The sequence below is a fragment of the Vagococcus sp. genome, assembly GCF_052102835.1.
GTDB lineage: Bacteria > Bacillota > Bacilli > Lactobacillales > Vagococcaceae > Vagococcus.
This window is the reverse complement of sequence record NZ_JBQEIL010000001.1, coordinates 26,494-51,122: the sequence shown is the minus strand read 5'-3', so window position 1 is coordinate 51,122 and position 24,629 is coordinate 26,494. Positions and strand designations below refer to the sequence as shown.

Annotated in this window: 24 protein-coding genes; 23 read left to right on the top strand and 1 reads right to left on the bottom strand. The window is 33.8% G+C overall.

Features of this window, described 5'->3' with window-relative positions:
• Positions 1–62: 62 nt before the first annotated feature.
• The 17 genes from ACTJFD_RS00235 (at position 63) to ACTJFD_RS00155 (ending at position 17,641) form a co-directional block, all read left to right on the top strand.
• On the top strand, positions 63–1,043 hold the full coding sequence (locus ACTJFD_RS00235; RefSeq protein ID WP_442259362.1) for an ABC transporter substrate-binding protein: 981 nt from the start codon (positions 63–65) through the stop codon (positions 1,041–1,043).
• A gap of 27 nt (positions 1,044–1,070) precedes the next feature.
• On the top strand, positions 1,071–1,976 hold the full coding sequence (locus tag ACTJFD_RS00230; protein ID WP_442259031.1) for an ABC transporter permease: 906 nt from the start codon (positions 1,071–1,073) through the stop codon (positions 1,974–1,976).
• 5 nt (positions 1,977–1,981) lie between these two features.
• Positions 1,982–2,779, top strand: coding sequence for an ABC transporter ATP-binding protein (locus tag ACTJFD_RS00225; protein WP_442259030.1), 798 nt, complete (start codon positions 1,982–1,984; stop codon positions 2,777–2,779).
• A gap of 289 nt (positions 2,780–3,068) precedes the next feature.
• On the top strand, positions 3,069–3,782 hold the full coding sequence (locus ACTJFD_RS00220; protein WP_442259029.1) for a signal peptidase I: 714 nt from the start codon (positions 3,069–3,071) through the stop codon (positions 3,780–3,782).
• Positions 3,783–3,840: 58 nt separating this feature from the next.
• Positions 3,841–4,290, top strand: a complete 450-nt coding sequence (locus ACTJFD_RS00215) for a hypothetical protein (RefSeq protein WP_442259028.1) — start codon at positions 3,841–3,843, stop codon at positions 4,288–4,290.
• Positions 4,291–4,449: 159 nt separating this feature from the next.
• On the top strand, positions 4,450–4,875 hold the full coding sequence (locus ACTJFD_RS00210; RefSeq protein WP_442259361.1) for a DUF5067 domain-containing protein: 426 nt from the start codon (positions 4,450–4,452) through the stop codon (positions 4,873–4,875).
• Positions 4,876–5,316, top strand: a complete 441-nt coding sequence (locus ACTJFD_RS00205; RefSeq protein WP_442259027.1) for a hypothetical protein — start codon at positions 4,876–4,878, stop codon at positions 5,314–5,316.
• 319 nt (positions 5,317–5,635) lie between these two features.
• Positions 5,636–5,956: a hypothetical protein gene (locus tag ACTJFD_RS00200; protein ID WP_442259026.1), complete on the top strand. Its 321-nt coding sequence runs from the start codon at positions 5,636–5,638 to the stop codon at positions 5,954–5,956.
• Positions 5,943–7,910 carry a V-type ATP synthase subunit I gene (locus ACTJFD_RS00195; RefSeq protein WP_442259025.1) on the top strand — a complete coding sequence of 656 codons (1,968 nt, stop codon included), beginning with the start codon at positions 5,943–5,945 and terminating at the stop codon, positions 7,908–7,910. The genes ACTJFD_RS00200 and ACTJFD_RS00195 overlap by 14 nt, the downstream gene beginning before the upstream one ends.
• A gap of 25 nt (positions 7,911–7,935) precedes the next feature.
• Positions 7,936–8,406 (top strand): V-type ATP synthase subunit K, encoded by a 471-nt coding sequence (locus tag ACTJFD_RS00190; protein WP_442259024.1) that lies wholly within the window; start codon positions 7,936–7,938, stop codon positions 8,404–8,406.
• A 25-nt stretch (positions 8,407–8,431) separates the two neighbouring features.
• Positions 8,432–9,043: a hypothetical protein gene (locus ACTJFD_RS00185; protein ID WP_442259023.1), complete on the top strand. Its 612-nt coding sequence runs from the start codon at positions 8,432–8,434 to the stop codon at positions 9,041–9,043.
• 5 nt (positions 9,044–9,048) lie between these two features.
• The gene (locus ACTJFD_RS00180; RefSeq protein WP_442259022.1) at positions 9,049–10,053 is read left to right on the top strand and encodes a V-type ATPase subunit; all 1,005 of its coding nucleotides are present in this window, start codon (positions 9,049–9,051) and stop codon (positions 10,051–10,053) included.
• Complete coding sequence (locus ACTJFD_RS00175) at positions 10,043–10,354, top strand: V-type ATP synthase subunit F (protein ID WP_442259021.1); 312 nt, start codon at positions 10,043–10,045, stop codon at positions 10,352–10,354. The genes ACTJFD_RS00180 and ACTJFD_RS00175 overlap by 11 nt, the downstream gene beginning before the upstream one ends.
• Before the next feature lie 29 nt (positions 10,355–10,383).
• Positions 10,384–12,171, top strand: a complete 1,788-nt coding sequence (locus tag ACTJFD_RS00170) for a V-type ATP synthase subunit A (protein WP_442259020.1) — start codon at positions 10,384–10,386, stop codon at positions 12,169–12,171.
• Positions 12,164–13,540, top strand: a complete 1,377-nt coding sequence (locus tag ACTJFD_RS00165) for a V-type ATP synthase subunit B (RefSeq protein ID WP_442259019.1) — start codon at positions 12,164–12,166, stop codon at positions 13,538–13,540. The genes ACTJFD_RS00170 and ACTJFD_RS00165 overlap by 8 nt, the downstream gene beginning before the upstream one ends.
• A gap of 6 nt (positions 13,541–13,546) precedes the next feature.
• Positions 13,547–14,182: a V-type ATP synthase subunit D gene (locus ACTJFD_RS00160; RefSeq protein ID WP_442259018.1), complete on the top strand. Its 636-nt coding sequence runs from the start codon at positions 13,547–13,549 to the stop codon at positions 14,180–14,182.
• 324 nt (positions 14,183–14,506) lie between these two features.
• On the top strand, positions 14,507–17,641 hold the full coding sequence (locus tag ACTJFD_RS00155; protein ID WP_442259017.1) for a pectate lyase-like adhesive domain-containing protein: 3,135 nt from the start codon (positions 14,507–14,509) through the stop codon (positions 17,639–17,641).
• 192 nt (positions 17,642–17,833) lie between these two features.
• Here ACTJFD_RS00155 and ACTJFD_RS00150 read toward each other — a convergent pair whose 3' ends face one another.
• The gene (locus ACTJFD_RS00150; RefSeq protein WP_442259016.1) at positions 17,834–18,556 is read right to left on the bottom strand and encodes a GntR family transcriptional regulator; all 723 of its coding nucleotides are present in this window, start codon (positions 18,554–18,556) and stop codon (positions 17,834–17,836) included.
• Positions 18,557–18,768: 212 nt separating this feature from the next.
• Here ACTJFD_RS00150 and ACTJFD_RS00145 point away from each other — a divergent pair, with 212 nt between their 5' ends.
• The 6 genes from ACTJFD_RS00145 to ACTJFD_RS00120 all read left to right on the top strand — a co-directional run bounded on the left by ACTJFD_RS00145 (position 18,769) and on the right by ACTJFD_RS00120 (position 24,581).
• A complete protein-coding gene (locus ACTJFD_RS00145; RefSeq protein WP_442259015.1) occupies positions 18,769–19,692 on the top strand; it encodes a PTS mannose/fructose/sorbose transporter subunit IIAB in 924 nt (307 codons plus the stop codon).
• 12 nt (positions 19,693–19,704) lie between these two features.
• Positions 19,705–20,538 (top strand): PTS mannose/fructose/sorbose/N-acetylgalactosamine transporter subunit IIC, encoded by an 834-nt coding sequence (locus ACTJFD_RS00140; RefSeq protein ID WP_442259014.1) that lies wholly within the window; start codon positions 19,705–19,707, stop codon positions 20,536–20,538.
• Positions 20,501–21,349: a PTS system mannose/fructose/sorbose family transporter subunit IID gene (locus tag ACTJFD_RS00135; protein ID WP_442259013.1), complete on the top strand. Its 849-nt coding sequence runs from the start codon at positions 20,501–20,503 to the stop codon at positions 21,347–21,349. Before ACTJFD_RS00140 ends, ACTJFD_RS00135 begins: the two co-directional genes overlap by 38 nt.
• 19 nt (positions 21,350–21,368) lie before the next feature.
• Positions 21,369–22,925: a hypothetical protein gene (locus tag ACTJFD_RS00130; RefSeq protein ID WP_442259012.1), complete on the top strand. Its 1,557-nt coding sequence runs from the start codon at positions 21,369–21,371 to the stop codon at positions 22,923–22,925.
• Between the two features lie 61 nt (positions 22,926–22,986).
• Complete coding sequence (locus tag ACTJFD_RS00125; protein ID WP_442259011.1) at positions 22,987–23,778, top strand: sulfite exporter TauE/SafE family protein; 792 nt, start codon at positions 22,987–22,989, stop codon at positions 23,776–23,778.
• Positions 23,779–23,903: 125 nt separating this feature from the next.
• A complete protein-coding gene (locus ACTJFD_RS00120; RefSeq protein WP_442259010.1) occupies positions 23,904–24,581 on the top strand; it encodes a DUF969 domain-containing protein in 678 nt (225 codons plus the stop codon).
• The last annotated feature ends 48 nt before the right edge of the window (positions 24,582–24,629 follow it).

Below are 24,629 nucleotides of genomic sequence, written 5' to 3'. Positions count from 1 at the left end.
ACTAGCTTTTTAATAAAAAATTAAAAAATATAAATTATTAGGAGGAAAAAAAGATGAAAAAAATGAAGATAAAAAAAGCAATGGTAATTAGTTTAATTAGTAGTTTAGGACTACTTGGATTGGTGGGATGTACCTCAAAAGCGGAAACTGGAGCAGACAATCAAGCAACTGTTAAAGTGGGGATTCTACAATATATGGAGCATAAATCTTTAGATGCAGCAAGAGAAGGCTTCCTTGAAGAACTTGCAGATGCGGGTTATGAGGAAGGGAAAAACTTAAAAATAGATTCATTAAATGCCCAAGGAGACCAAGCCAATCTTAAAAGTATTAGTGAACGTTTGGTAAAAGATAAAAATGATTTGATTTTGACCATTGCCACACCAGCCACCATTTCAGTTGCTAATGAGACAAGTGAGATTCCAATTTTATTTACAGCAGTTACAGATGCTGTTGCAGCTGGGATAGTTAAGAATAATGAAAAACCAGATAAAAACATTACTGGAACAAGTGATATGGTTCCAGTAGAAAAACAAACGGATCTATTATTATCAATTGTTCCCGATGCTGAAAAAATAGGTGTGATTTATAATTCAAGTGAAGAAAATTCAGTGATTCAAGCAAAAGCTGCTAAAAAAGCATTGGAACGTGATGGGGTAGAGGTAAAAGAAGCGACTGTTACGTCAACAAATGATGTTCAACAAGTTATGGCCTCATTAGCAAAAGAAGTCGATGGTATTTATATTCCTACCGATAACACATTAGCAAATACAATGGAAACTGTTGGTGAGATTGCAAAGGATAAAAAAATTCCAGTAGTAGCAGGTGCAACGGAACAAGTCAAAGTAGGAGGACTTGCTACTTATGGTATTGATTATAATAAATTAGGCCATCAGACAGGGAAATTAGCAGTAAAAATTTTAAAAGGGGAAGCAACGCCAGCAGACTTAGCCATTGAACCATCGACTGACTTAGAATTAGTAGTTAATGACGACATGGCGAAAGCTCTAGGCATTGATCCTAAAAGTATCAAGATGGATAGATAAGTAACGTATAGGAAGGAAGAAAACATTATGGGAATAATCATATCAAGTATTTCACAAGGATTGTTGTGGTCAATCATGGCGATTGGAGTGTATTTAACTTTTCGGATTTTAGACATTCCAGATTTAACTGCAGAAGCTAGTTTTCCACTGGGAGCTGCTATTTGCTCTAGTCAAATAGTAGCAGGAACGGCACCACTTTTAGCGACTTTTTTAGGCTTGATTGGTGGTTTATTTGCAGGGCTAATCTCAGGATTACTACACACAAAATTAAAAATTCCCGCTTTATTGACGGGGATTCTAACAATGACCGGGCTTTATTCAATTAATTTAAGAATCATGGGGCAAGCCAATGTTTCTTTATTGGGCAAAGCAACAATTATGAGCTTTTTTAATTCGTTGGGGTTGACAAATCAAATGGCTGTATTGGTGGTCGGCCTTCTATTTGTGAGTAGTGTCATTTTATTTCTCTATTTTTTCTTTCGAACGACGCTTGGTTTGGCGATTCATGCCACAGGTGATAATCATGAGATGAGTCAAGCGAATGGGATTAATACAGATGCGATGAAGATGATAGGATATATGATTTCTAATGGTTTAATTGCGTTATCAGGAGCTTTAATGGCTCAAAGTAATGGGTATGCGGATATTAGTATGGGCATCGGGACGATTGTCATTGGTCTAGCCTCCGTTATTATTAGTGAGGTTATTTTTAGAAATGTTAGTTTTGTAAAACGATTACTCTTAATTGTATGTGGAGCGATTATCTACCGATTAATCATTGCTGCTGTTTTAGAGTTAGGGGTAGCACCTACGGATTTGAAGTTGTTTTCAGCTTTAATCTTAACGCTATGTTTAGCCTCACCATTATTAAGCAGTAGGTTTTTTAGAGGGAAAAGAAAACAGAGGTTGATAGAAATAGAGAAAGAAGGTTAAATAAAATGACAACAGTTTTAGAGTTAGAAAATATCCATAAAAGTTTTGAAGTCGGAACAGTGAATGAACATCATGTTTTAAAAGGAATTAATTTAAAACTTGAAGAAGGTGAATTTGTAACCATCATTGGGGGAAACGGCGCCGGTAAATCAACACTACTAAACAGCATTGCAGGTAGTTTTCGAATCGATGAGGGTCATATTTTTTTAGAGGGTGAAAAGATAACCAATTTAAGTACAGCTAAAAGAGCGAAAGGTATCGGGCGAGTCTTTCAAGATCCACGAATGGGAACCGCGACTAAATTATCAATTGAAGAAAATTTGTCGATTGCCTATAAACGTGGAGAAAGTCGAGGATTGGACAGAGGAGTAAAGAAAAATCAACGTGTTTTTTTTAAAGAACAACTCGAACAGTTAAACTTGGATTTGCAAAATCGTTTGAAGTTGGAGGTAGGATTACTTTCTGGTGGGCAACGTCAAGCCCTAACGCTATTGATGGCTACGTTAGTTACTCCCAAATTATTATTACTTGATGAACATACAGCGGCATTAGATCCTAAAACAAGTCAGTTAGTTTTAGAGATGACTGAAAAAATTGTTCGAGAAAAAAAAATAACAACTCTGATGATTACTCATAATATGAAAGATGCCCTGCGTTATGGGAATCGTTTGATTATGTTAAATAACGGGAAAATTGTGGTTGATTTAAAAGAAAAACAAAATTTATCCGTTTCTGATTTATTAGCTCTTTTCCAAAAAAATAGTGGTCAAGCCATCACAGACGATTCACTTATTTTAGTCTAATTTGAGGGAGTGCTCTACTTTAAACTTTTTAATGAATGAAGTCGCTTATTATAAAAATGAGCGTCTTTTTTTTATGTTTTGTGTTTATTTTATGAAGTTAAACCCGATGTAATCCGCTTTACTAAGCTTTTTATCTCTTTAATTGACGTATTTGTGCCTATTTATTGGTAAAATAACTAACTTTCATGCTACAATAGAATTAAAATACGATATAGTTTACAAATACTTCACAAAAAGTCTTTAAAAACGTTTTTTATTAGTATTTAATTAGTGTAGGGGGAATATCAGAATGAAAGAAGAAAAAATGAGGAAAACTTCTAATCGTAAAAAAGTTAAGAAGAAGAGTCATTCTTCTAAAAGAAATAATCAATCATCACTAAAAGGATCCCAACTAGACTCAAAAAAAAGAGTGAAAAAAGGGAACACTAAAAGAAGATCGAGTTCTCGAAAAAGTGGACGACCACAAAAGGTTGCATTAAAAAATCTACCCATGACGAAAGATAAAAAAATATTAAATGCTGTTGGTAACCTCCTCTTTTACGCTGTTTTAATCTTAATTTTGGTGAGTGCGGTCTTAATGAACGTTAGCGATAAGGATACAACAATTTTTGGCTACAAAGTCATGACTGTTTTGACGGATTCAATGAATAGTAAGGATAAAGAAAAATTTAAAGATGGTTTTAGTAGTGGTTCATTGGTAGTTCTCAAAAACGTGGATCCTTATACCTTACAAAAAGGTGACATTATCACATTTAATCCTGTAAGAAATAATAATAAAGTTTATTTAACACATAGGGTTAAAGAAATTGATCAAAAGAAAAAAGAAGAACGACTAGAGTTTATTACCACTCAAGGTGATGCCAATGATGGCTCGGATGTTCCAATTGCAGCGAGCCAAGTTAACGGAAAAGTTGTAAGGTCTTTCAATAACGCTGGTTTCTTCTTGTCGTTTATCAAGAAACATATCGTCGTTGTCGCGATTTTAGTTTCTACACTCGTTTAACTTAGGAATTAATAGTAAAGTTTATCTAAATGGTCGTGGCGGAGGAAAGTATCAAACTATGAAATTACAAGAATTCGGCACGCAAATCAATATGGATAAAAGCTCAGAGCTTTATATTGATGGTAATAGTGAACGTGGTGTAGTAGAAAGTATTTATGAATATGCTAGCTTTAACTTGTATAATTCTAAAAACTTATCGATTGCGAACCACATGCCAAATCAAGGCTTATTCCGTGGAGATCGTACCTTTATTAGAGGAACTGGTTTGAGAAATGTCTTTACGTGGGATCAAATAGGTGGCGATTACCCAATCGAAGAAAGTACAAATAAATTCCCTGTCACTGAAACATTTAGTACGTATGTGGGCTTAGGTGGAAATTCGAAAGACAATAATACGACAGCAGAAGTTTTTGGTCGTGACAATTTTACGCGTGATAATTTCCAAATTAATCAGTATGGTAAAATTCAATTTACCTCAGAAAAAAAACCAATAGAAAACCAAAACTAATAATATTCTTTATTTAAAGCAATCTCATTGAGGTTGCTTTAAATTTTAAGTTAGTAAAGGAGCTAACATGAAAAAAATAATAACACATTGTTTTTTATTATTGAGTTTATTTGTTTTATCAAGTTGTGGGACTGATGGTAAGTCATCAACTGAAAAAAAATTTCTAAAAATGGTTATTCTTATTCTCCACAAAAAAAACAATTTAAAGGACCTGGTTTTGAAGTTACTTTTTTAAAATCAGAAGGACATGAAGATATTTATGAACGTGAAGGATTATTTGTTCATTCTGAAATTAAAAATACGAGCAAAAAAGCAATAACCCCTGAAAGTATTTATAATCAGCATATTCTTTTTATGGCTTTAACTAATGACTTAGAAGAACCACTCTATCCAACAGTATTAACTAAAAAAGATTTAAATGATTCAACCTTTAAAAAAGAAATTGACCGGATGAGTAAAGAAGTAAAACCAAATGAAACTGTGAAAGTTGGGCAATTTTTTACTGTACCTAATGATAAAATAAAAATTCAATTGTTAGATGATCATTTTGAAAAATTATATGAAGGAAAATGGGAAGTGAAATAAATGATTGAAAAATATAAAGATGCTAAAATTTTTGCTTTCTTAGAGAAGAGTCCTAAATTTCTTTTTTTTGTTGGGTTAATTTTAATAATTGGGCTCATAAACTGGAAATTGACTAATATTATCGCAGCAAAACGTTTCGTTCTCTTTTTACTATATCAACTCACCACGACTTACGTTGTCAGTTTTTTTAAAATAAAAATTAATTATTTTATTCCTGTTTGTTTTATTATCACATTACTCATTAACTTTATTTTGTTTTCAATTTTCTACACTCATTTAAATCTTTACTATCTTCTGGCTATTTCAATCATGACTCTTTTTCAAAATATCATCATGTTAGGTTTTATTATGATTTTTAAAGCTAATCAGTTAGTTAAGTTATCGTCAAGTAACCAAAAAACAAAGCGCAGAATAAAAACAAGAGTAAAATCACGAAAATAAGAAGCACGGCACCCATAAACTCGTTAATGATAAAAAACGAACGAGTTTATGGGGTATTTTATTCTAAGGGGATTAAAATGAGTAATTAAAGCTTAGAAAATCAATTTTTTAAAAAAATTTAAAGTAGTCAGGTAATCCACACCTATTAATAGGAAGAAAGTTAATATATAAGCATTCTAAAACGTACGTTAGTTGGAAAAGCAAGGAGAGACATTTACGATTTTCTGTTTTTTCACCATGAATCTGTGGTAGAATTAAAGATAGAACGCTTATTTTTTAATAAGTGAACTTAGTGATTTGACAAAGAGGTGACGAATAATTGGAAGTATTTTTGAAGATAAGAGATGCTGAAGAAGCGGTAGCGCAAGAAAAAATACAATTGACGCAAGAACTTGAGGATTTGAAAAAAAACTTAAATTCAAAGTTAAGTGAGATGGAAACCTCTTTTGCGGAAGAAATATCTTCGTATCAACAACAAACAACGATTGATGACGAGGAAAAGTTAGCCGTTCAGGTAGCAAAGAATCAAAAAGAAATAAAGAACTATAAAGAACGTTTAAGTCAACATTATGTTCTGGAAAAAGAACAATTGAAGACAGAAATAAAAGCGGAGGTGGGACGTATTTATGGCTGTTTCTGAGATGACGAAAGTGACAGTTATTGCACACCGAACCCAAAAAGATGAATTATTAAGAGAAATTCAAGTTTTACAAAACTTAGAGATTATGGATGGACTTGAAAACTTAAGAGAGAATGAACAAGAAATATTAAATCAACTTTCTCATGATTTTGAGGGAGCTGATGATCTAGTTAATGTGACGGAAGAAGAAAAACAGCTAACAGAAACTAGAAAATTATTATTGTTTTTAGAGGATCACAATGTTAAACCGATTAAACCGGTCTATCATGAAAAACAAACACTAGACGAGTTTGAAAAAATGTTATCTAAAGTTCAAGTAACAACAATGAAGGCCAAAGTCGCTCAGTTAAGAAATGAAGAGTTAGTTTTGAAGGATGAGCGTGAACGTTTACTGACAGACGAAACATTTTTAACTCACTGGCAAGGACTTAAACATCATCCAAGAGAACTTAGTAGGATGCGTTACACTCGCTTTTTGATGGGGAGTTTTTCAACGAGTGTAAAAGGTCCGATGCTCAAAGCTTTAGAAACATTGGATAAGGTGGTCTATGAAATTGCCTTTGAAACTGAAAAGACAGTTTATCTCTCTTTTATTTTTTCAAAAGAAGTGACAGAAGCGCTTGAAGCACAACTTTCTTATTATAGTTTTCAAAAGAAAGAGTATCCTTATGCTGAGCTTCCAGTAAAAGAATTAAAAATGGTGAAGCAACAACTTTCAAAAAACCAAAAATTATCGGATCAACTTTTAAAAAGGATCCAAGATTTAAGAGAAGAAAGCCTTCATTTAAAATATTATGAAGAATATTTATTAGCTAAGATTGAACGTGAACGTGTTGTTTTCAAGGTTAAAAAATACCGTCAATTTTTAGTTTTTAGAGGGTGGATTGAAAAAGATCGTCAAGCCTATTTTGAGCAAAAAATCGCACAGTTATCAGTAGATGATCAACCGATATCCATTGCTTTTTCAGAACCAGAACAGGCAGATGATGTGCCAACGAAATTAAAAAATAATAAACTCATCGCTCCCTTTGAATCGTTAACGGAAATGTATAGTCTACCTAAATACGGTGAGCTTGATCCAACTCCTTACTTGATGCCTTTCTATATGGTGTTTTTCGGAATGATGGTAGCGGATTTAGGGTATGGTTTATTGATGTTGATTGGAACAATAGTAGCAGGGAAAGTGTTAATGTTACGTAAATCAACGAAAAAGTTTTTGGATTTCTTTAAAATTCTATCCATTCCTGTAATGATTTGGGGCTTGATTTACGGCTCATTCTTCGGAATAGCATTGCCTTTTCATTTGTTATCGACATCAGAAGATATGAATACGATATTGCTTTTATCTGTTGTCTTTGGGTTTATTCAAATGTTGGTTGGTTTACTAATCAACGGTGTTCAATTAGTCAAGAAAAAACAAGTATTAAAAAGTATTAGTAACGGTTTTGCTTGGCAAGGAGTTTTGATTGCAGGAGCTTTAATGGCCGTTAGCAAATTGGTTTGGCAAAACGAACTTTTATTTAAGATTGCGATAGGTCTTCTTATTCTAAGTGCGGTAATGATTGTGATTGTACCAATGATTGAATCCCAATCTAAGGGGAAAGGTTTAGCTTCTGGACTTTATGATTTTTACGGAATTACAGGATATGTAGGTGACTTAGTTAGTTATACTCGTCTGATGGCGTTGGGAATTTCAGGTGGGAGTATCGCGGCAGCGTTTAATATGTTAGTCGGTTTTATGCCACCACTCGCACGCTACAGTATCGGGATTGTTTTGATTATTGCATTACAAGCACTCAATATCTTTTTGAGTTTACTAAGTGCTTATGTTCATAGTGCAAGGCTACAATACGTCGAGTATTTTGGTAAGTTTTTTGAAGGTGGCGGTCGTGCTTTTACACCGTTGAAACCGAAAGAAAAATATATTGATTTTGAAATAAGAGATAAAGAATAGAAGTTAATTTTAGGAGGAAATAAAGATGTTTAATTATTTAGTTGAGAATAACGGTGGCGTGTTTTTTGCTGTTTTAGGAATGGCGATTGCGACGATTTTTTCAGGAATTGGTTCAGCCAAAGGAGTAGGGATGACTGGGGAAGCTGCGGCAGCGTTAACGACAGAACAACCTGAAAAATTTGGTCGTGCCTTAATTCTACAATTATTACCAGGTACACAAGGGTTATATGGTTTCGTTATTGCCTTTTTAATTTTAGGTAAAATGTCAGGAGATGTCACAATTGTTCAAGGTTTAGGTTTACTTGGCGCGTCATTACCAATTGCATTTACAGGACTTTCTTCAGGAATTGCTCAAGGTCGTGTGGCATCAGCAGGGATTCAAATTTTAGCTAAGAAACCAGAACACGCAACAAAAGGGATTATTTATGCGGCAATGGTTGAAACGTATGCAATTTTAGGCTTTGTTATTTCATTGATGTTAGTTTTACAAAATTAATTATGACAAAGGGAGTGGCATCTAAATGACCAACGATAAAAATCTTGCCGCTGAACAAATTGTCAAAAGCATCTTAGCGCAAGGGAAAATAGACAATCAAAAAATGTTTGAAGAAGAAAAGAATAAAATTGAAGCAGCTTATGAACAAGAAAAAGCTTTCTTAATGAAAGAAAAACAAGATAAATTAAAACAGGTCATCTTTCAGTTTAAAAATAACTTTGAAAAAGAAATTCAAAGAGAACATGTTAACCGAACGCGTCAAGTTGTCGCCGAGGAACAACGTTATTTGACTAAGTTATTTAAAGAAGTAACAGAAGAGTTAGATGACTTAACGATAGAAGAACAGCTTGCATTATTTATACCTGTTTTTAAAAAGAATACTCTGGAAGGTCAGATTGAAGTTATTGTCGGAGAGGCTTCTAAAAAAGCATTGACTCAGGAAAAATTAACAGAATTCAATGCATTTAATCCTAAAGTGACGTATCAACTTTCAAAGAAAGAGCTCCCTTCTGAAAATGGCTTTATCTTATCTCAAGATGGGATTGAGTACAATTATACGCTATCTAGTATTTTAGCTGATGTGAAGGAACAAGCAGGTGTCCGTTATCTAGAAAAAATCAGACCAGAGGAGGGATAAATTTCATGTCAGATTTAATTTACAATCAGGTGAATCCACTTGTACGTATTGAAGAAAGCAATTTATTACCGATGGCTTTTTTTGAGGACATGTTAAATCAACCTAACTTTGAAAAAGGGAAAGAATGTTTACGCCAAACGGTTTATGGTGACTTTATTGATCGCGAAGACTTTTCTTTACGCTTTGAAACGTATCTAAGAAATGAAGAAGAACGATTATTCAAAAAAATGTATGGGATTGCTCCAGAAAAAGAAGTGATTGATATCTTTAGTTTAAGATATAGTTATCATAATTTGAAATTACTTACGAAAGCTTATCATACCAATCAAAACCTAGATGAGTATTTTTTATATGATGGTTATTTGACAAAAGAATCAATCAAAAATGCAATTGCCACTCAAACATCTAATAGTTTAACTGGGTATTTTTTAGAGAGCATTCAAGATGTTCATCGAGAGATTATGAATTATAAAGAATTACGAGTGATTGATATTGTTTATGATCGTTACTTTTTCATGCACTTAAAGCAATCGGCAGAGACTGTTCGTTATCCTGAAGTATTAGCTGTAGTTAATACTTTTATTGATTTAACAAATATTTCGACTGTTATTCGTGGAATACGTGAAAAACAGACAGCTAATTTTCTTGAAACTGTACTATCGGATCAAGGAACATTGGAACAAAAAAAATTAGCTTCTTTTGCGTCGGAAAAATTAGCTGTTTTTACTGAGTATTTATTAACAACAGACTATAAAGAAATGATTCGCCAGTTGCTTAATAAAGAAACGGGTGAAATTGATATTAGTTACTTACATCGTGAACGAGATAATCAAATGACGGCTAAATACCAAACAGCAAAACTACAAGCCTTTGGTCCTTTACCTATCCTTGCACTTTTAAATGCGAAAGATACAGAAGTCAAAAATATTAGTTTAATTTTAGTTGGTTTGAAGAATAATTTTCCAAAAGAAGTTATTAAAGAAAGGATTCGAAAAACATATGCAGACTAAAATAGGTGTGGTTGGTTTTAAAGAATCAATCATGGTTTTTAAATTGATGGGTTTCGATGTCCGGTACGTGGAAGATGAAAAAAAAGCACGAATTGAAATTGATCAAATGGCGAAAGAAAAATATGGTGTCATTTATGTCAATGATGTTCTGCTAGAGAAAATGAACGATGTGGTGGAACATTATGAAGGGCAGTTAATACCAGCCTTAATTAGTATTCCGACACATGAAGGTAGTACAGGTTATCCTAATCAAAAATTACAAGAATACGTTGAAAAAGCGATTGGGCAAAATATTTTATAATAACATTTTAAAGCGAAAGGGTGAACAGGTTGCAGTATGGTGAAATTGTAAAAGTTTCAGGTCCGTTAGTCTTAGCAAAAAACATGGAAAATGCCAATATACAAGACATTTGTCATGTTGGAGACCTTGAACTAATAGGAGAAATTATAGAAATGCGTGGCGATGTTGCATCCATTCAAGTATATGAAGAAACATCTGGAGTTGGGCCTGGTGAAAAGGTGAAGATGACAGGGAACCCGTTGGTGGTTGAATTAGCACCAGGGATCATGTCTCAAATGTTTGACGGAATCCAACGTCCACTTGATACTTTCCAAAAAGTGACACAAAGTAATTATTTAAAAAGGGGCGTGCATATTCCATCATTAGATCGCGAAAAAAAATGGCTCTTTCAACCGACTGTTGTTGTAGGTGAGGTTTTAGAAGCGGGTGATGTGATAGGGATAGTTGAGGAAACAACGTCTGTTTTACATAAAGTCATGGTTCCTTATCAAGTTTCAGGAACGGTCATTTCGATTGAAACAGGTGAGTTTAATATCGAAGAAACGATTTGTACCTTAGAAACGGAAAGTGGTGCCTTGAAAAAATTATCCATGTTACAAAAATGGCCCGTTCGTCGTGCTCGTCCATTTGCACGGAAAGAAAAGCCAACACATCCTCTAATTACGGGACAACGTGTCATTGATACATTCTTTCCAGTTGCGAAAGGTGGGGCTGCTGCTGTGCCAGGTCCATTTGGCGCTGGAAAAACAGTGGTTCAACATCAAATTGCTAAATGGAGTGATGTTGACATCGTTGTTTATGTAGGCTGTGGTGAACGTGGTAACGAAATGACCGATGTAATGAATGAGTTTCCAGAATTGATTGATCCAACAACAGGAGAATCAATTATGGCACGAACGATATTGATAGCGAATACGTCTAATATGCCCGTAGCTGCCCGTGAAGCTTCAATTTATACTGGGATAACGATTGCGGAATATTTCCGTGATATGGGCTATTCAGTGGCTATTATGGCTGATTCAACGTCACGTTGGGCAGAAGCTTTGCGTGAAATGAGTGGTCGTTTAGAAGAAATGCCTGGAGATGAAGGCTATCCAGCTTATCTAGGCAGTCGTTTGGCTGAGTATTATGAAAGAGCTGGTAAAGTAGTAGCTTTAGGTCAAGAAGGACGTGAAGGTAGTATTACAGCGATTGGAGCAGTATCGCCTCCAGGAGGAGATACATCTGAGCCAGTCACACAAAATACCCTTCGAATTGTTAAAGTTTTCTGGGGATTAGATGCTCTCTTGGCTCAAAAACGTCATTTTCCTTCAATCAATTGGCTATCTTCATATTCACTTTATTTAAATGATATGAGCAAGCAACTTGATCAAGAGATGAATGCGCCATGGTCAAAAATGGTGACAGAAGCAATGACTATCCTTCAAGAAGAGTCAAAATTAGAAGAAATTGTTCGATTGGTTGGGATTGACACTTTATCTGATACGGATCGTTTGACTTTAGATGTGGCTCGTTCAATTCGCGAAGATTACCTTCAACAAAATGCTTTTGATGAAGTTGATACATTTACGTCACGAGATAAACAATACAAAATGTTACATTTGATTTTGAGTTTCAATGCTGAAGGTCGTCGAGCCTTAAGTTTAGGTGCTTATTATCAGGAATTAATTGATGGAACGGTAATAGTTAGAGATCGGATTGCCCGAATGAAATATATCCCTGAAGATAAGATTGCTCAAATAGATAAATATGAAATACTATTAAAAGAAACAATTCAAAAAATACTAGAAGATGGGGGAGCAAGTATTAATGCGTAAAGAATATCGTACAATTAAAGAAGCGGTTGGCCCATTGATGCTAGTTGAAAAAGTTACAGATGTTAAGTTTGACGAGCTCGTTCATATTCAATTACAAGATGGTCAGATTAGGCAAGGACAGGTTTTAGAAATCGAAGAAGATAAAGCACTCGTTCAATTATTTGAAGGAACTAGTGGGATTAACTTGCGTGACTCAAAAGCGAAGTTTTTAGGACACCCATTAACGTTGGGTGTTTCAGAAGATATGATTGGTCGGGTTTTTGACGGGTTGGGCCGTCCGAAAGATCAAAATGGCCCAATTTTAGCAGATAAACAGCTAGATATTAATGGTGAGCCGATTAATCCAATGGCCCGTGATTATCCAGATGAATTTATTCAAACTGGAATTTCTAGTATTGATCACTTAAATACTTTAGTTCGAGGACAAAAATTACCCATCTTTTCAGCTTCAGGATTACCACATAAAGAGTTAGCTTCACAGATTGCTCGTCAGGCAACAGTGCTAAATGACGATGAAAAATTTGCGGTTGTATTTGCGGCAATTGGGATTACTTTTGAAGAAGCAGAGTATTTTATGGATGATTTTAAAGAAACGGGAGCAATCAATCGTTCTGTAATGTTTGTCAACTTAGCCAACGATCCTGCGATTGAACGGATTGCGACGCCAAAAATGGCGCTGACAACCGCTGAATATTTGGCCTATGAAAAAGGAATGCACGTTCTTGTGATTATGACTGATTTGACAAATTATTGTGAGGCTTTACGAGAAGTATCGGCAGCACGTCGTGAAGTTCCAGGCCGTCGTGGCTATCCAGGCTATCTGTATACAAACCTTGCGACTCTATATGAGCGTGCAGGGCGTATTCGTGGCTTACCGGGTTCAGTGACTCAGTTACCGATCCTAACGATGCCAGAAGAAGATAAAACCCACCCAATCCCAGATTTAACGGGCTACATCACAGAAGGACAAATTATTTTGTCGCGTGAATTATATAATAGTGGGATTCAACCACCGATTGATGTTTTACCATCTCTTTCTCGTTTGAAAGATAAAGGAACGGGTGAAGGAAAAACAAGGAAAGACCATGCAGCAACAATGAATCAGCTATTTTCTGCCTATGCTCAAGGAAAACAAGCAAAAGAATTAGCTGTTGTTTTAGGTGATTCTGCCTTAAGTGAAGTCGATCGTATTTATGCTAAGTTTTCAGATGCTTTTGAAAAAGAGTATGTTAATCAAGGTTTTGATACAAATCGCTCGATTGAAGAAACTTTGGATCTTGGCTGGAAACTATTGAAGATTTTACCAAGAACTGAATTAAAACGAATCAAAGATGAAATGTTAGATGAATATTTAGTAGAAAGGGGTTAATTAAAGATGGTACGTCTCAATGTCAACCCCACTCGAATGGAGCTTACCAAATTAAACAATCGTTTAGGAGTAGCGACACGAGGACATAAGCTATTAAAAAGTAAACAAGATGAGTTAATTCGCCAATTTGTATTACTTACTCGTGAAACAAAAGGGCTTAGAGAAAAAGTAGATGAAAAACTGACGACTTCAATGCGTAATTTTGCGTTAGCCATCAGTACGATAAATGAGGCCTTTATCGAAGAGCTATTTGCTATTCCTGCTGATACAGTAACATTGAATTTAGTTAAAAAAAATATTATGAGTGTTGATGTTCCCAAATTCAATTTTTCATACGATGAATCATTGGCAGGCTCACCATTAGATTATGGCTATCTTAATTCAAATGCTGAGTTGGATGTAGCCGTTTCTAAAATGTTAGAAATTTTCCCAGAATTATTAAAGCTCACCGAGTTGGAAAAGACCTGTCAATTATTATCTAGTGAGATTGAAAAAACACGTCGTCGTGTGAATGCTTTGGAACATTTAACAATCCCTCAATTAGAAGAAACGATTTATTTTATCAAGATGAAATTAGAAGAAAACGAAAGATCGAATGTAATTCGCATCATTAAAGTTAAGAGCATGACAAAAGAGAAGTAAAAGAGAAAATGAATGAAGAAGTTATCGTTACTTCAGTAAATCGTAGGACTAAAAAGATAAACTTAAATCAAAAGTAGAGTGTAAAAACTCTGCTTTTTTTTATGCTAAAAGTCAGGTTTATCTTTCATTCATATTTTCGAGTTGTAACTATTTTCATCAAAAAGTCAAGATTTTATCTTTTAATTCTAATCATATTTTAGTATTATTGAGATAGAACAGTTAGTTTATGGACGGTTTTTGGGGTATACTGTCATTAGTGAGATAAATAATTGTTTATGAATTCATCATAATATCAATATGTATAGTAAAAGGGGAGAAATGACGATGAAACGACATGTGAATAATTTTTTAATTCGACTTATTTTAATTGTATTATTTTTTACTGTGGGAAGCTTGTCTGTTAATGCAGAAAAAAAAGACATATTGCAAGAGGTAGATCCAATGGTGAAACTTTTAGGTGATAGCTTGAGTAATCGAGCGAATGTTGCGCCTGATCCGGATGAAGGCCGCCTAGATTTTAATCAGACGATTGATAATCCAGAGACACAGGAAACGCCAACAACCGTCACGGTTAAGCCAGCGGATCAAATTACGAATTTAGCAACTTATAAAAAAGAGGCAAAAGCAAATGGTACGTATGTTGCAGTTGATAAATGGGAAGAACTTAAGTCAGTCTATAGCGACAATACAAAAACCTATATTGAAGTGACGAGTGATATTACCGCAGCAATAAATGTGGCGACACGCGATTTAGGGTGGCGAGAAACGAGTATTATTATTGACGGCGGAGGTCATACGATTAACATGGCAGGTGCCGCTTTTAATGTTGGGACAAATTCAACGGTAAGGGGAGCTGTTTTTACTCTAACTAATGTAGACTTAATTCACTGGGAATCTGGAACAAGCTCTGGGAATAGTACTCAGGCTGATGGTGTCATTGATAGTCGAAATCTACAAGGAGGGTATGGATATTGGCACTATAATCTTGATAACATCACATTAGAAGGACGTGATGGGAAAACTGGAACAGTTGCTAACTCACATCCTCGTCGTCTTCTAGATGCTGAAGATAGTCAAGTTAGATTGTCTGGGAATATCGTCGTTGCAGCGAAGCAAGAGTTGATGCAAATCGGCCAAGTGGATATTGTAAACAAAGCCCATGTTGAGTTACAGCGAACAGTCGGTACAACGGGATATTCAATGTTTTATTACATGGGAATTAGCGCGAATAATAGTGCGGATACTGGGTATGCTCACTCCTTTACTGTTGGAGATGGTGCAACGATAGATGCAAAAGAGTTGAGCACTTATCACTCAAATGGTTATCCGCTCGTTTATTATGGGTATAATTCGATAACCGTTGGAGATAACGTCACTTGGTCTCAAGATGGCTTTCAAATGTTACTCGATTTGTCTCGATATGTGGGTACGAATGCGAACAATCGTTTAGTCACTTTTGGACAAAATTTGAGTATGAAAGCAACACGAACCGTTGGAAAGCAAGCTTTGTATGCGTCAAGAAGTGCAGTTGTCACCTTTAATGCAGGGACGGTGTTAGATTTACAACAATGGAATAATGATCCTGTCGTTCGGACGGATGCGGGTTCAACGATGACGTTTATCTCACCGAAATCATTAAATATTTCTAGAAACAATGCATCAGGTGAGGCTGCTACAGGGGCATTATTTACTGGTCCAGGAACTTTTTCGATGAATAATTCTCAAATCAGTACATGGCAAGGTAGTGACAGTAAAGAAAGTACACCAGAAGGCAATCGTAACCTAAAGTTTGCTAAAATGACGGTGTCTGGAAGTAAAGCCACGGTCACAGATACGGCGGGAAATACCTCTTCTTCAGATATCGTCGATGATAGAACGCGCGAGTTAAGCACGAATTCGATTGAACCTGGAACAGTTAAATTAAACTACTTAGATCAATATGGCAACAAGTTAACTACTGTTAATTATCCCGTTAGTTCAGATGAGAATTATATTGGACAATATCTTTCAATAAAAACCAAAGAGTATGCAACGACACAGATGCCTCCTCATTATATGTGGGCTCTAGCAGGTCAAGTGCCAAAATCAGCGGTATCTGATGCGCAAAGTGGTGGGGACACAACGACAAATGCAGATGATGGCGACAAGTATGGACAAGCAAACGTAGCAATAGTGCCAATGGAAGGAAGCGAGTATGTTTACAATATTTACGTTTATGGGGTGCCAAATAGCCAAACGCAATATGCCTATAAAGACCTCAAATCTGGAAAGGTTCTAACCAGTGAATTTTTAAATACAGAAAAAGAAAAGGCTGGAACGAGTCTCACACCAGCTAACTATAAAAATAAAATTAATTGGGCAGACCCTTATTATACAGTGACAAATCTACCTTTAGGATTTCACTATGCTACTTCAAAAGAGCTGGAGAGTCATGTTCAGCCTCAAGAATCGATTGTTGGTTTAGCACCAGAACTAACCACTTTATTTGCTTATCCTGATAAGCAGACTGTAATTGTTACTTTTGAAAATTTGGATGGTAGTCCATTAGAGAATCAAATTTCTCCGATTTCAATTGACGGTTATTCTGGAAAAGAAGTGAGTTATAATGATTTAGTTTCTGGAAAAATTACGCAGGAAGGGTCAGAAGCTGAAGAAGGAACTTTTATTTTTGATTATACGGATAATAAAGGGAGTGAAGTTGATAAAACGCCTCAACAATTAACGATTAAATTAAAATACAATCGATCAAATATGACACTTAAACAAGTCTATCAAGGGACGGATGATCCTATTTATAGTGATTTGATACAAAAAACACCTGTTGATAATAGTCCTACTTATGAAGAAACAAGTAAGAATAATTTAGAGGCAGCAATCAAACAACTCATCACGGACAAAAAATTTACATTGAACTATGACGGTTATGACACCGTTTCATTATCCGCCTATAAAGTCTATAAAGATGGTGTAGAAATTACGCCTACACCAGTAACGATTCCAGTGGGTGATTTTACGGTTGTCTATGAATACGTTGGACAACTTAGATTTAAAGAAGTGGCAAAGAATTTAGATTTTGGTTCCATTAGGGTTTCTAAAGATAGTTCAACCACACCATTGACAGAGGCAAGTGATAAGTCTTTATCAATCATTAATACTGTTCAGAATAGCACTTGGAAATTAAAAGCGGCTATCCCAGCGGGAATTACCAAAATAGGTAGCAAAAAACAAGCCTTCTTGGGTGACATTATCTATAAAAATGCTACAGGGGTTCCACAAATAATTGGTCAGTCTGTAACTGAAATTGAAACCCAAACGGATCATGAGCTACTTAGTCAGTTAGAATTAAAGCAAGCGGATCGTGGCTTGTTGTTGAAACAATATTCAGGAAATTTACAGGGGAACTATGATGGAACACTTGTCTGGACATTAGAGGATAGTCCAGAGATCAATCATGAATAACAGACTATAAAATGAAATGGCTAAAGGTTAGGTCCAATTTCTTCTTTAATCAACTAGCTATAAGTGATATTTTTTCTATTCAAAATAAAAATAGGACCAATGAAAATTTAAAATTTTCATTGGTCCTATTTATTATGGTGTTAAAAAATTAGGTTTTTTATATGTTTTTATTATCTATTGTTATGATTTATTCTAACGATATTTAACGAAATGAGCGTGATAATTAGCTGGATTAAACGTAATACTAACATAATCAAGAGGTTTTCCAGTATCTAGGTATGTTATTAAATTTATTTTAACCAGCGGACTACCTTCACGAACATCTAAATAATCAACTTCTTTTTTTGAAGCAAGAATAGCGTCAACATTTTGATGACTATAATCGATTACCTCTTTTTTTATATTTTCAATATAGTTAAACTTAGACAAATTTAGATGTTCAATTGAAAAATCTGGGTAGGGTTTTAAAGGCAGATAGCCTGTTTCAAATGAACAGGGAAACGAATCACCAAGCAGGATACGCTCGTAATAAAAAACGAGTTCTTCTTCTTCAATTTGCAAGAGAGAAGCTATTCTTTTGTCAGCTTCTCTAAGTTCAAATTTTTTGACTTTGGAAGAAGGGATTTTGCCAAGTTCAATCATATCATCATGAAAAGATTTAATTTTTAGTGATTTATTTATTGTTTCAGTTTTTTCTGAATATATGATACGAGTTCCACTTCCTTGTTTTTTTTCAACAATTCTTTTTTCAACAAGAATAGCTAAGGCTTGTCTAATAGTGACTCTAGAAACATTGAAATTTTTACATAATTTTTCTTCTGTGGGTAATTTATCATTGGCTTTAAATGTACCTTCAATTATTTGTTTAGTGAGTGTATTTGCAATAGTTTGATATAAAGGTAAATTTTGTTTCATTATTAAAACCTCCATAATAAAATTATAACAAATATAATTAGTATTTAATACTTTTATTTAAAAATACTATTAAACCAATAGATATGTATTAATATGTTTTAAATTGTATTAATACAATTTTTTTTGTTATGCTAAAATACGTTTTTTTATTGAAAGCGGTTTAATAGTAAGTATAATAAAAATTATAAAAGGGAAAGAAAGGAGCTATAAAAATGAAAGGTTTTATTTTTGCAGGACATGGTAATTTACCAGAGGCATTGGTAACATCCGTTGAAATGATGATTGGAAAAACGAGTAATCTTCATACCATTTGTTTATATCCAGAAGAAGGAGTAGCTGATTTATTAGTTAAATTGGATGAACTGAAAGAAACAATAGAAAAATATGAAGAAATTTTAGTGTTTTCTGATTTGTTAGGTGGAACACCAGCTAATACATTATTAAAAGAATATCAAGAGGATAGTCGTTATTCATTTATATCAGGTATGAATTTTCCAATGGTTTTAACAGCTATTTTAACACCAACGTTAGGAAATCAAGAAGTGATTGAGGTTGGAAGAGATGGAATAAAAAATTTATTAGAAAAAGAAGAAGCTGATGATCACATGACGATTAAAAAAAATGTTATGAAAGAAAAGAATGAAATTTCAAAACCAATGAATCTGAAGCATGTTCGAGTGGATGCACGAGGGATACATGGTCAAGTTGCAACAGCATGGATACCTCATTTGAACATCACTCGAATTATTGTAATAGATGATATTGCTGTAGAAGATATAACGCAAAAAATTGCATTAAAAATGGCACGTCCTAATAATACGAAACTATCAATTTTATCTACAAAAACAGCTATCGATCGTTTAAATAATCAAGATAGTTATTTTGGAGAAACTGTATTAGTTATTATTCAACGTCTAGAAACCTTAGAAATTTTAGCGAATGGGGGATTTTACTTTGATGAAATTAATTTAGGAAATGTACCTGCGCGTGCTGAAACTACTAAATATCGAAGAACCATTCATTTAACAAACGATGAAGAATTAATAATAAAAAAACTTTTTAGTGGCGGTACTCATATAACTGCACAAATGGTTCCAAACGATCCAATAGTAGATTTTAAAGAATTAATGAAATAAGGAGGAGAAAAAATGGCGATTTGGCAAGCAATATTAATTGGTTTTTTTGCTTATCTAGGACGTAATCAGGTTCCGTGGTTATTTGGTACAACTGGTGGATGGTATGGAATTGGCAGGCCACTTGTTGCAGGTTTGATATGTGGAGTTATTTTAGGGGATATAAAAACTGGAGTTTTATGCGGAGTTGCAGTTCAAGCAATTTTTATCGGACAGATAACACCTGGTGGAGCAGTTCCGTCAGATTTAAATTTAGCTGCATTTATTGGTATTCCTTTAGCTATTGTTTCGGGAGGAAATGCAGAGACAGCAGTTGCGTTAGCCGTTCCATTAGGCGCGTTAGGAGTTGCACTTCACAATTTTACAATGACAGTTCAATCAGGTTTTTCTCACCGAGCAGATCGTTGTGCTGAAAATGCAGATGCCAGAGGAGTTAGATTAGCTAATATCAGTGGTACTTCAGTTTCTTTTGTCGAACGTTTCTTTATTGTTACATTAACTTGTTATTTTGGTGCTCCATTTGCAGAAAAATTGTTAAACTCTTTACCAGAATTGGTGCTTCATTTTTTACAAATAGGAGGAAAAATGTTGCCAGCACTAGGATTTGCTATTTTATTAAAACAAATTGTTCCTGAAAAATGGATGCTTTCTTTATTTATTTTAGGATGGGTTATTAATTCATCTTTTGAATTAACAACAACCTCTTTGGTTTTCATTGCAATTGCGATTTCACTAGTTTATGTTATGGCTCGTTTTACTAAAAATAATAATGAAGGTTCAGTAGAATCAAATCAAGTGTTCATGAATTCAGATGATATTGAAGGAGTTGGCGATTATGAAGAAAGATGAAATAAAATTAAGTAAAGGTGATGTGGCAAAAGCATCATGGCGTTGGCTATTTTTTCATCAAAGTGCTCATAATTACGAGCGAATGATGGGAACTGGATTTGCACATAGTATGTCCGGTGCTTTAGAAAAGCTTTATAAAAATGATAAAAAAGGACTATCTAAAGCGTTGCAACGTAACTTATCATTTTTTAATACAGAACCACAATTAGGTGCTATAATTCCGGGAATTACATTGGCATTAGAAGAAACATATGCTAATAATAAGGAAGAATTTGATACTGAAATTATTTCAAGTACTAAGAATGCATTAATGGGTCCATTAGCAGGTATTGGAGATTCTATATTAGTTGGAACAATTAACCCGATTTTACTTAGTATTGGAATTGGTTTGTCAGCTGGAGGTTCTGCTTTAGGACCATTAACATTTTTAACAATGTGGTTAGCTTTAATGGTACCTATGAAATATTTTTTATTTGTCAAAGGTTATTCATTAGGTTTAGATGCAGTGAAGATACTAATGAATGAAGAAATTAAAACAAAGGTAACAACAAGTTTAACGATTATAGGGTTAATTGTTATTGGAGGTGTTGCTTCTAGTACAATTCAAGCACCAATAGCACTAAGCTTTACCTCTGGAGAAATGAAAATTAGCCTTCAAGAAATACTAGATAAAATTATGCCAAACTTATTTCCATTAGTTATAGCCCTAGTTAGTTATTTTTTAGTAGATAAGAAAAAATGGAGTACTAATAAATTACTGTTCGGTATTCTTATTTTTGCAGCTATTATGGTTACCTTAAGAATTATGTAAGAATGAGGAGGAAGAGAAAGTGAAATATAAAAATTATATAACAGATTTGCATTTAAATTTACATCCCTATCAGATTAATGATTTAGAAAAATGGTATGAACATTGTAAAAAAGTAACAGATTTTTTTACTATCGCTTATTATCCATATCAAATGATTGAATTAGAAAATAAATATAAAACTGAAGAAGAAATAGACAAAAAAAAGATGTTAGAACAATGGAATATAATAACTGAATTTTTAAAAACAAAAAATAAAAAAGATGATTTTATTAGTTTTATAGGTTATGAGTGGCAAGGATCAGGTGTGGATGGAGATCATAATATTTACTTTAAAGAAGATTATGGTGAAATATCTTTGGCACCTCGTTACCAAGACTTAGTTAAGTTTTATAAAAATCAAGAAGTAATTGGTATTCCACATCATCTAGCATATTCTGTTGGGAATAGAGGGAAAAATTGGGAAACTCATGATGAAGACTTTTCACCATTTGTTGAAACTTATTCGCATCACGGTAGCTCAGAACGTGATCAAACAAATATAAAGATGGAACGTCATATTCATATGGGACCAAGAGTAGATGGTAGTACTGTTGTAGATGGGTTAAAAAAAGGTTATCATTTTGGGTTAATCGCATCAGGTGATAATCATGAAGTACCAGCATTAGTAAAAAATGGTCGTGCAGGTGTGTGGGCCCAAAGTTATACTAAAGAATCAATATGGGAAGCATTAAGAGCACGTCGTACGTTTGGTTTTACTGATTCTAAAATATCGGTTTGGTCTGAGCTAGAAGGGCAACCAATGGGCTCGATAGTACCGACAATTGGTAAGAACCGTGAAATAAAAACTGAAATTATCGCAAACAGTAAAATTGAAAGAATAGAACTATTTAAGAATACAGAGTTAGAAGAAATAAAAGTGATTAAAACTAAGATTGGTTCAGAATTAAATAAAGAATTTGTTAGATTTAAATTTAAACTTGAGTGTGGTTGGGGACCTAATGTAAGATACTTTCCAAACATATTTGAAAAGAATTGGCAAGGGATTTTAAAAACAGAAGGAAAAATTATTTCTGTTGAATCTGTTTTTAATTCATTTGATAATGACTATTGTATTTCCGATGAAAAAAAGGATGTTAAATTTAAATGCCTATCACAGAAAGCAACAGATGATGATCATTGGATGAGAGATAATTCAATGAAGAATGAGGGATTTATATTCGAAATAGAAGCACCCGTTGAGAGTGAGCTAAGACTGAGGTTAGAGAATGAAGAGTATGTGTACTCAGTTAAAGAAATTTTAGAAAAAAGTCATTTAATTGTTTTTGAAAAAGAAGCTAAAAAGCTAGTAGAGGAGCTCTCTGGCCTTACGAATTTTGAAAGAAGTGATGGTTGGTATCATAATGCCTATAAGATAAAAATATATCAAGGTTTTACAAATGAAGATTATGAAGTAATTACGAAATTTACGGTAAAAGAACCTATCATTGGAGAAGAAGATTCCTATTTTATTAAAGTTATTCAAAGTGATGGACAAGTAGCTTGGGGTTCTCCTATTTGGCTAAACAATAAGAATTAAAAATAGACAAGGAATCTAGTTGATTCCTTGTTTTTCATTGCCTAAAGGAAGGAGTTTTTTTATGAAAATCGGTTTGTTATATTCACTAATTATCATTATCGCAAATTCAGTGGGAGCAATTTCAGGTATGGGTGGGGGAGTTATTATTAAACCAATGATGGATTTCGCTTCATATCATACAATTTCAGAAATATCTTTTTTTTCTACAGTAGCTGTTTTTACAATGTCAATTGTCTCAACCCAACGTCAAATAAAAAAAAGAGTAACAATTGATTGGCTTTTTGGTTTACAGTTATCTTTAGGAGCAATTTTAGGGGGTGTTTTAGGTAACGTAGCATTGAAACAACTTTTAATATTTTTTAGCGATGAAAGACATGTTAAAAGTATTCAAATAATTATTACAATTTTAACTTTATTTTTTTCATATTTGTATAGTTTAAAAAATAGATGGAAATTTGAGTTTAAACATCCACTATTTCATGTTTCAGTTGGTTTTTTTCTTGGCTTTTTAGCAAGTTTATTAGGTATTGGAGGAGGTCCAATTAATGTAGCAGTTTTAATACTCTTTTTTGGTTTAGAGATAAAAAAAGCGACAGTTTATTCAATCATTATTATCTTTTTTTCTCAAGGTGCAAAAATAATTAACATTCTATTAACAACTAATTTGATTGAGTATGATCTGTTAATTTTATTATTTATCATACCAGCAGCTATTTGTGGAGGTTATTTGGGAGCAATTCTAAGTAGAAAAATGTCAAATGAAAATGTGATAAATGTTTATCGTATCGTTATTATCTTGGTTCTTTTAATTAATATATATAATTTATATCAAATTTTAGTATCATACTATTAACTTGAAATTTTTTTAATCGTACTTTTATTAGATGAATTAATGAAAACGCATTTTTGTTTTTGCTTTTAATTCTTAGATTATAGTAGAATGAAAGATGTAAAAAAATTATAAGGAGATGAAACATCATGGAATTAGAATGGATTAAACTAATTGGCATTGTCATCATTGTTGTAGGATTTGTTCTTAAGCTTGATACAATTGCAGTTGTCATCATTGCAGGACTTGCAACGGCATTAGTTTCGGATATTTCAATGGGGAAATTTTTAGAAGAATTAGGGAAAGCCTTTGTTGATCAACGAATTGTAACTATTTTCTTTTTAACGTTACCTTTGATTGGATTAGCTGAATCACACGGATTAAAAGAGCAAGCCGTCAACTTAATTAAGAAGGTAAAAGGCTTAACCACTGGTTCGTTTTTATCAATTTATTTGATTATACGTGAACTAGCAGGGGCACTTTCGATTCGTTTGGGAGGACATCCACAATTTGTTCGTCCTTTAGTGCAACCAATGGCTGAAGCCTCAGCTGAAGCAAAATATGGAGAAATAGACGACGAAGATAAAGAAAAAATTAAAGCTAAAGCAGCTGCAATGGAAAATTATGGTAATTTTTATGGTCAAAATACATTTATGGCAGCGGGTGGTGTTTTACTTATCGTAGGAACGTTAGATAATCTAGGGTATCAAATCACTGGTTTAGATGTAGCCAAAGCTTCAATGCCAGTAGCGTTGATTATGATTGTTTTAGGTGTTGTTTTGAACTTTATTTTTGATCAACGTTTAAATCGAAAATATAAAAAATAAGGAGGGGGATTTTTATGAAAAGTTTCGAAAATATATCTCGAGGATTAG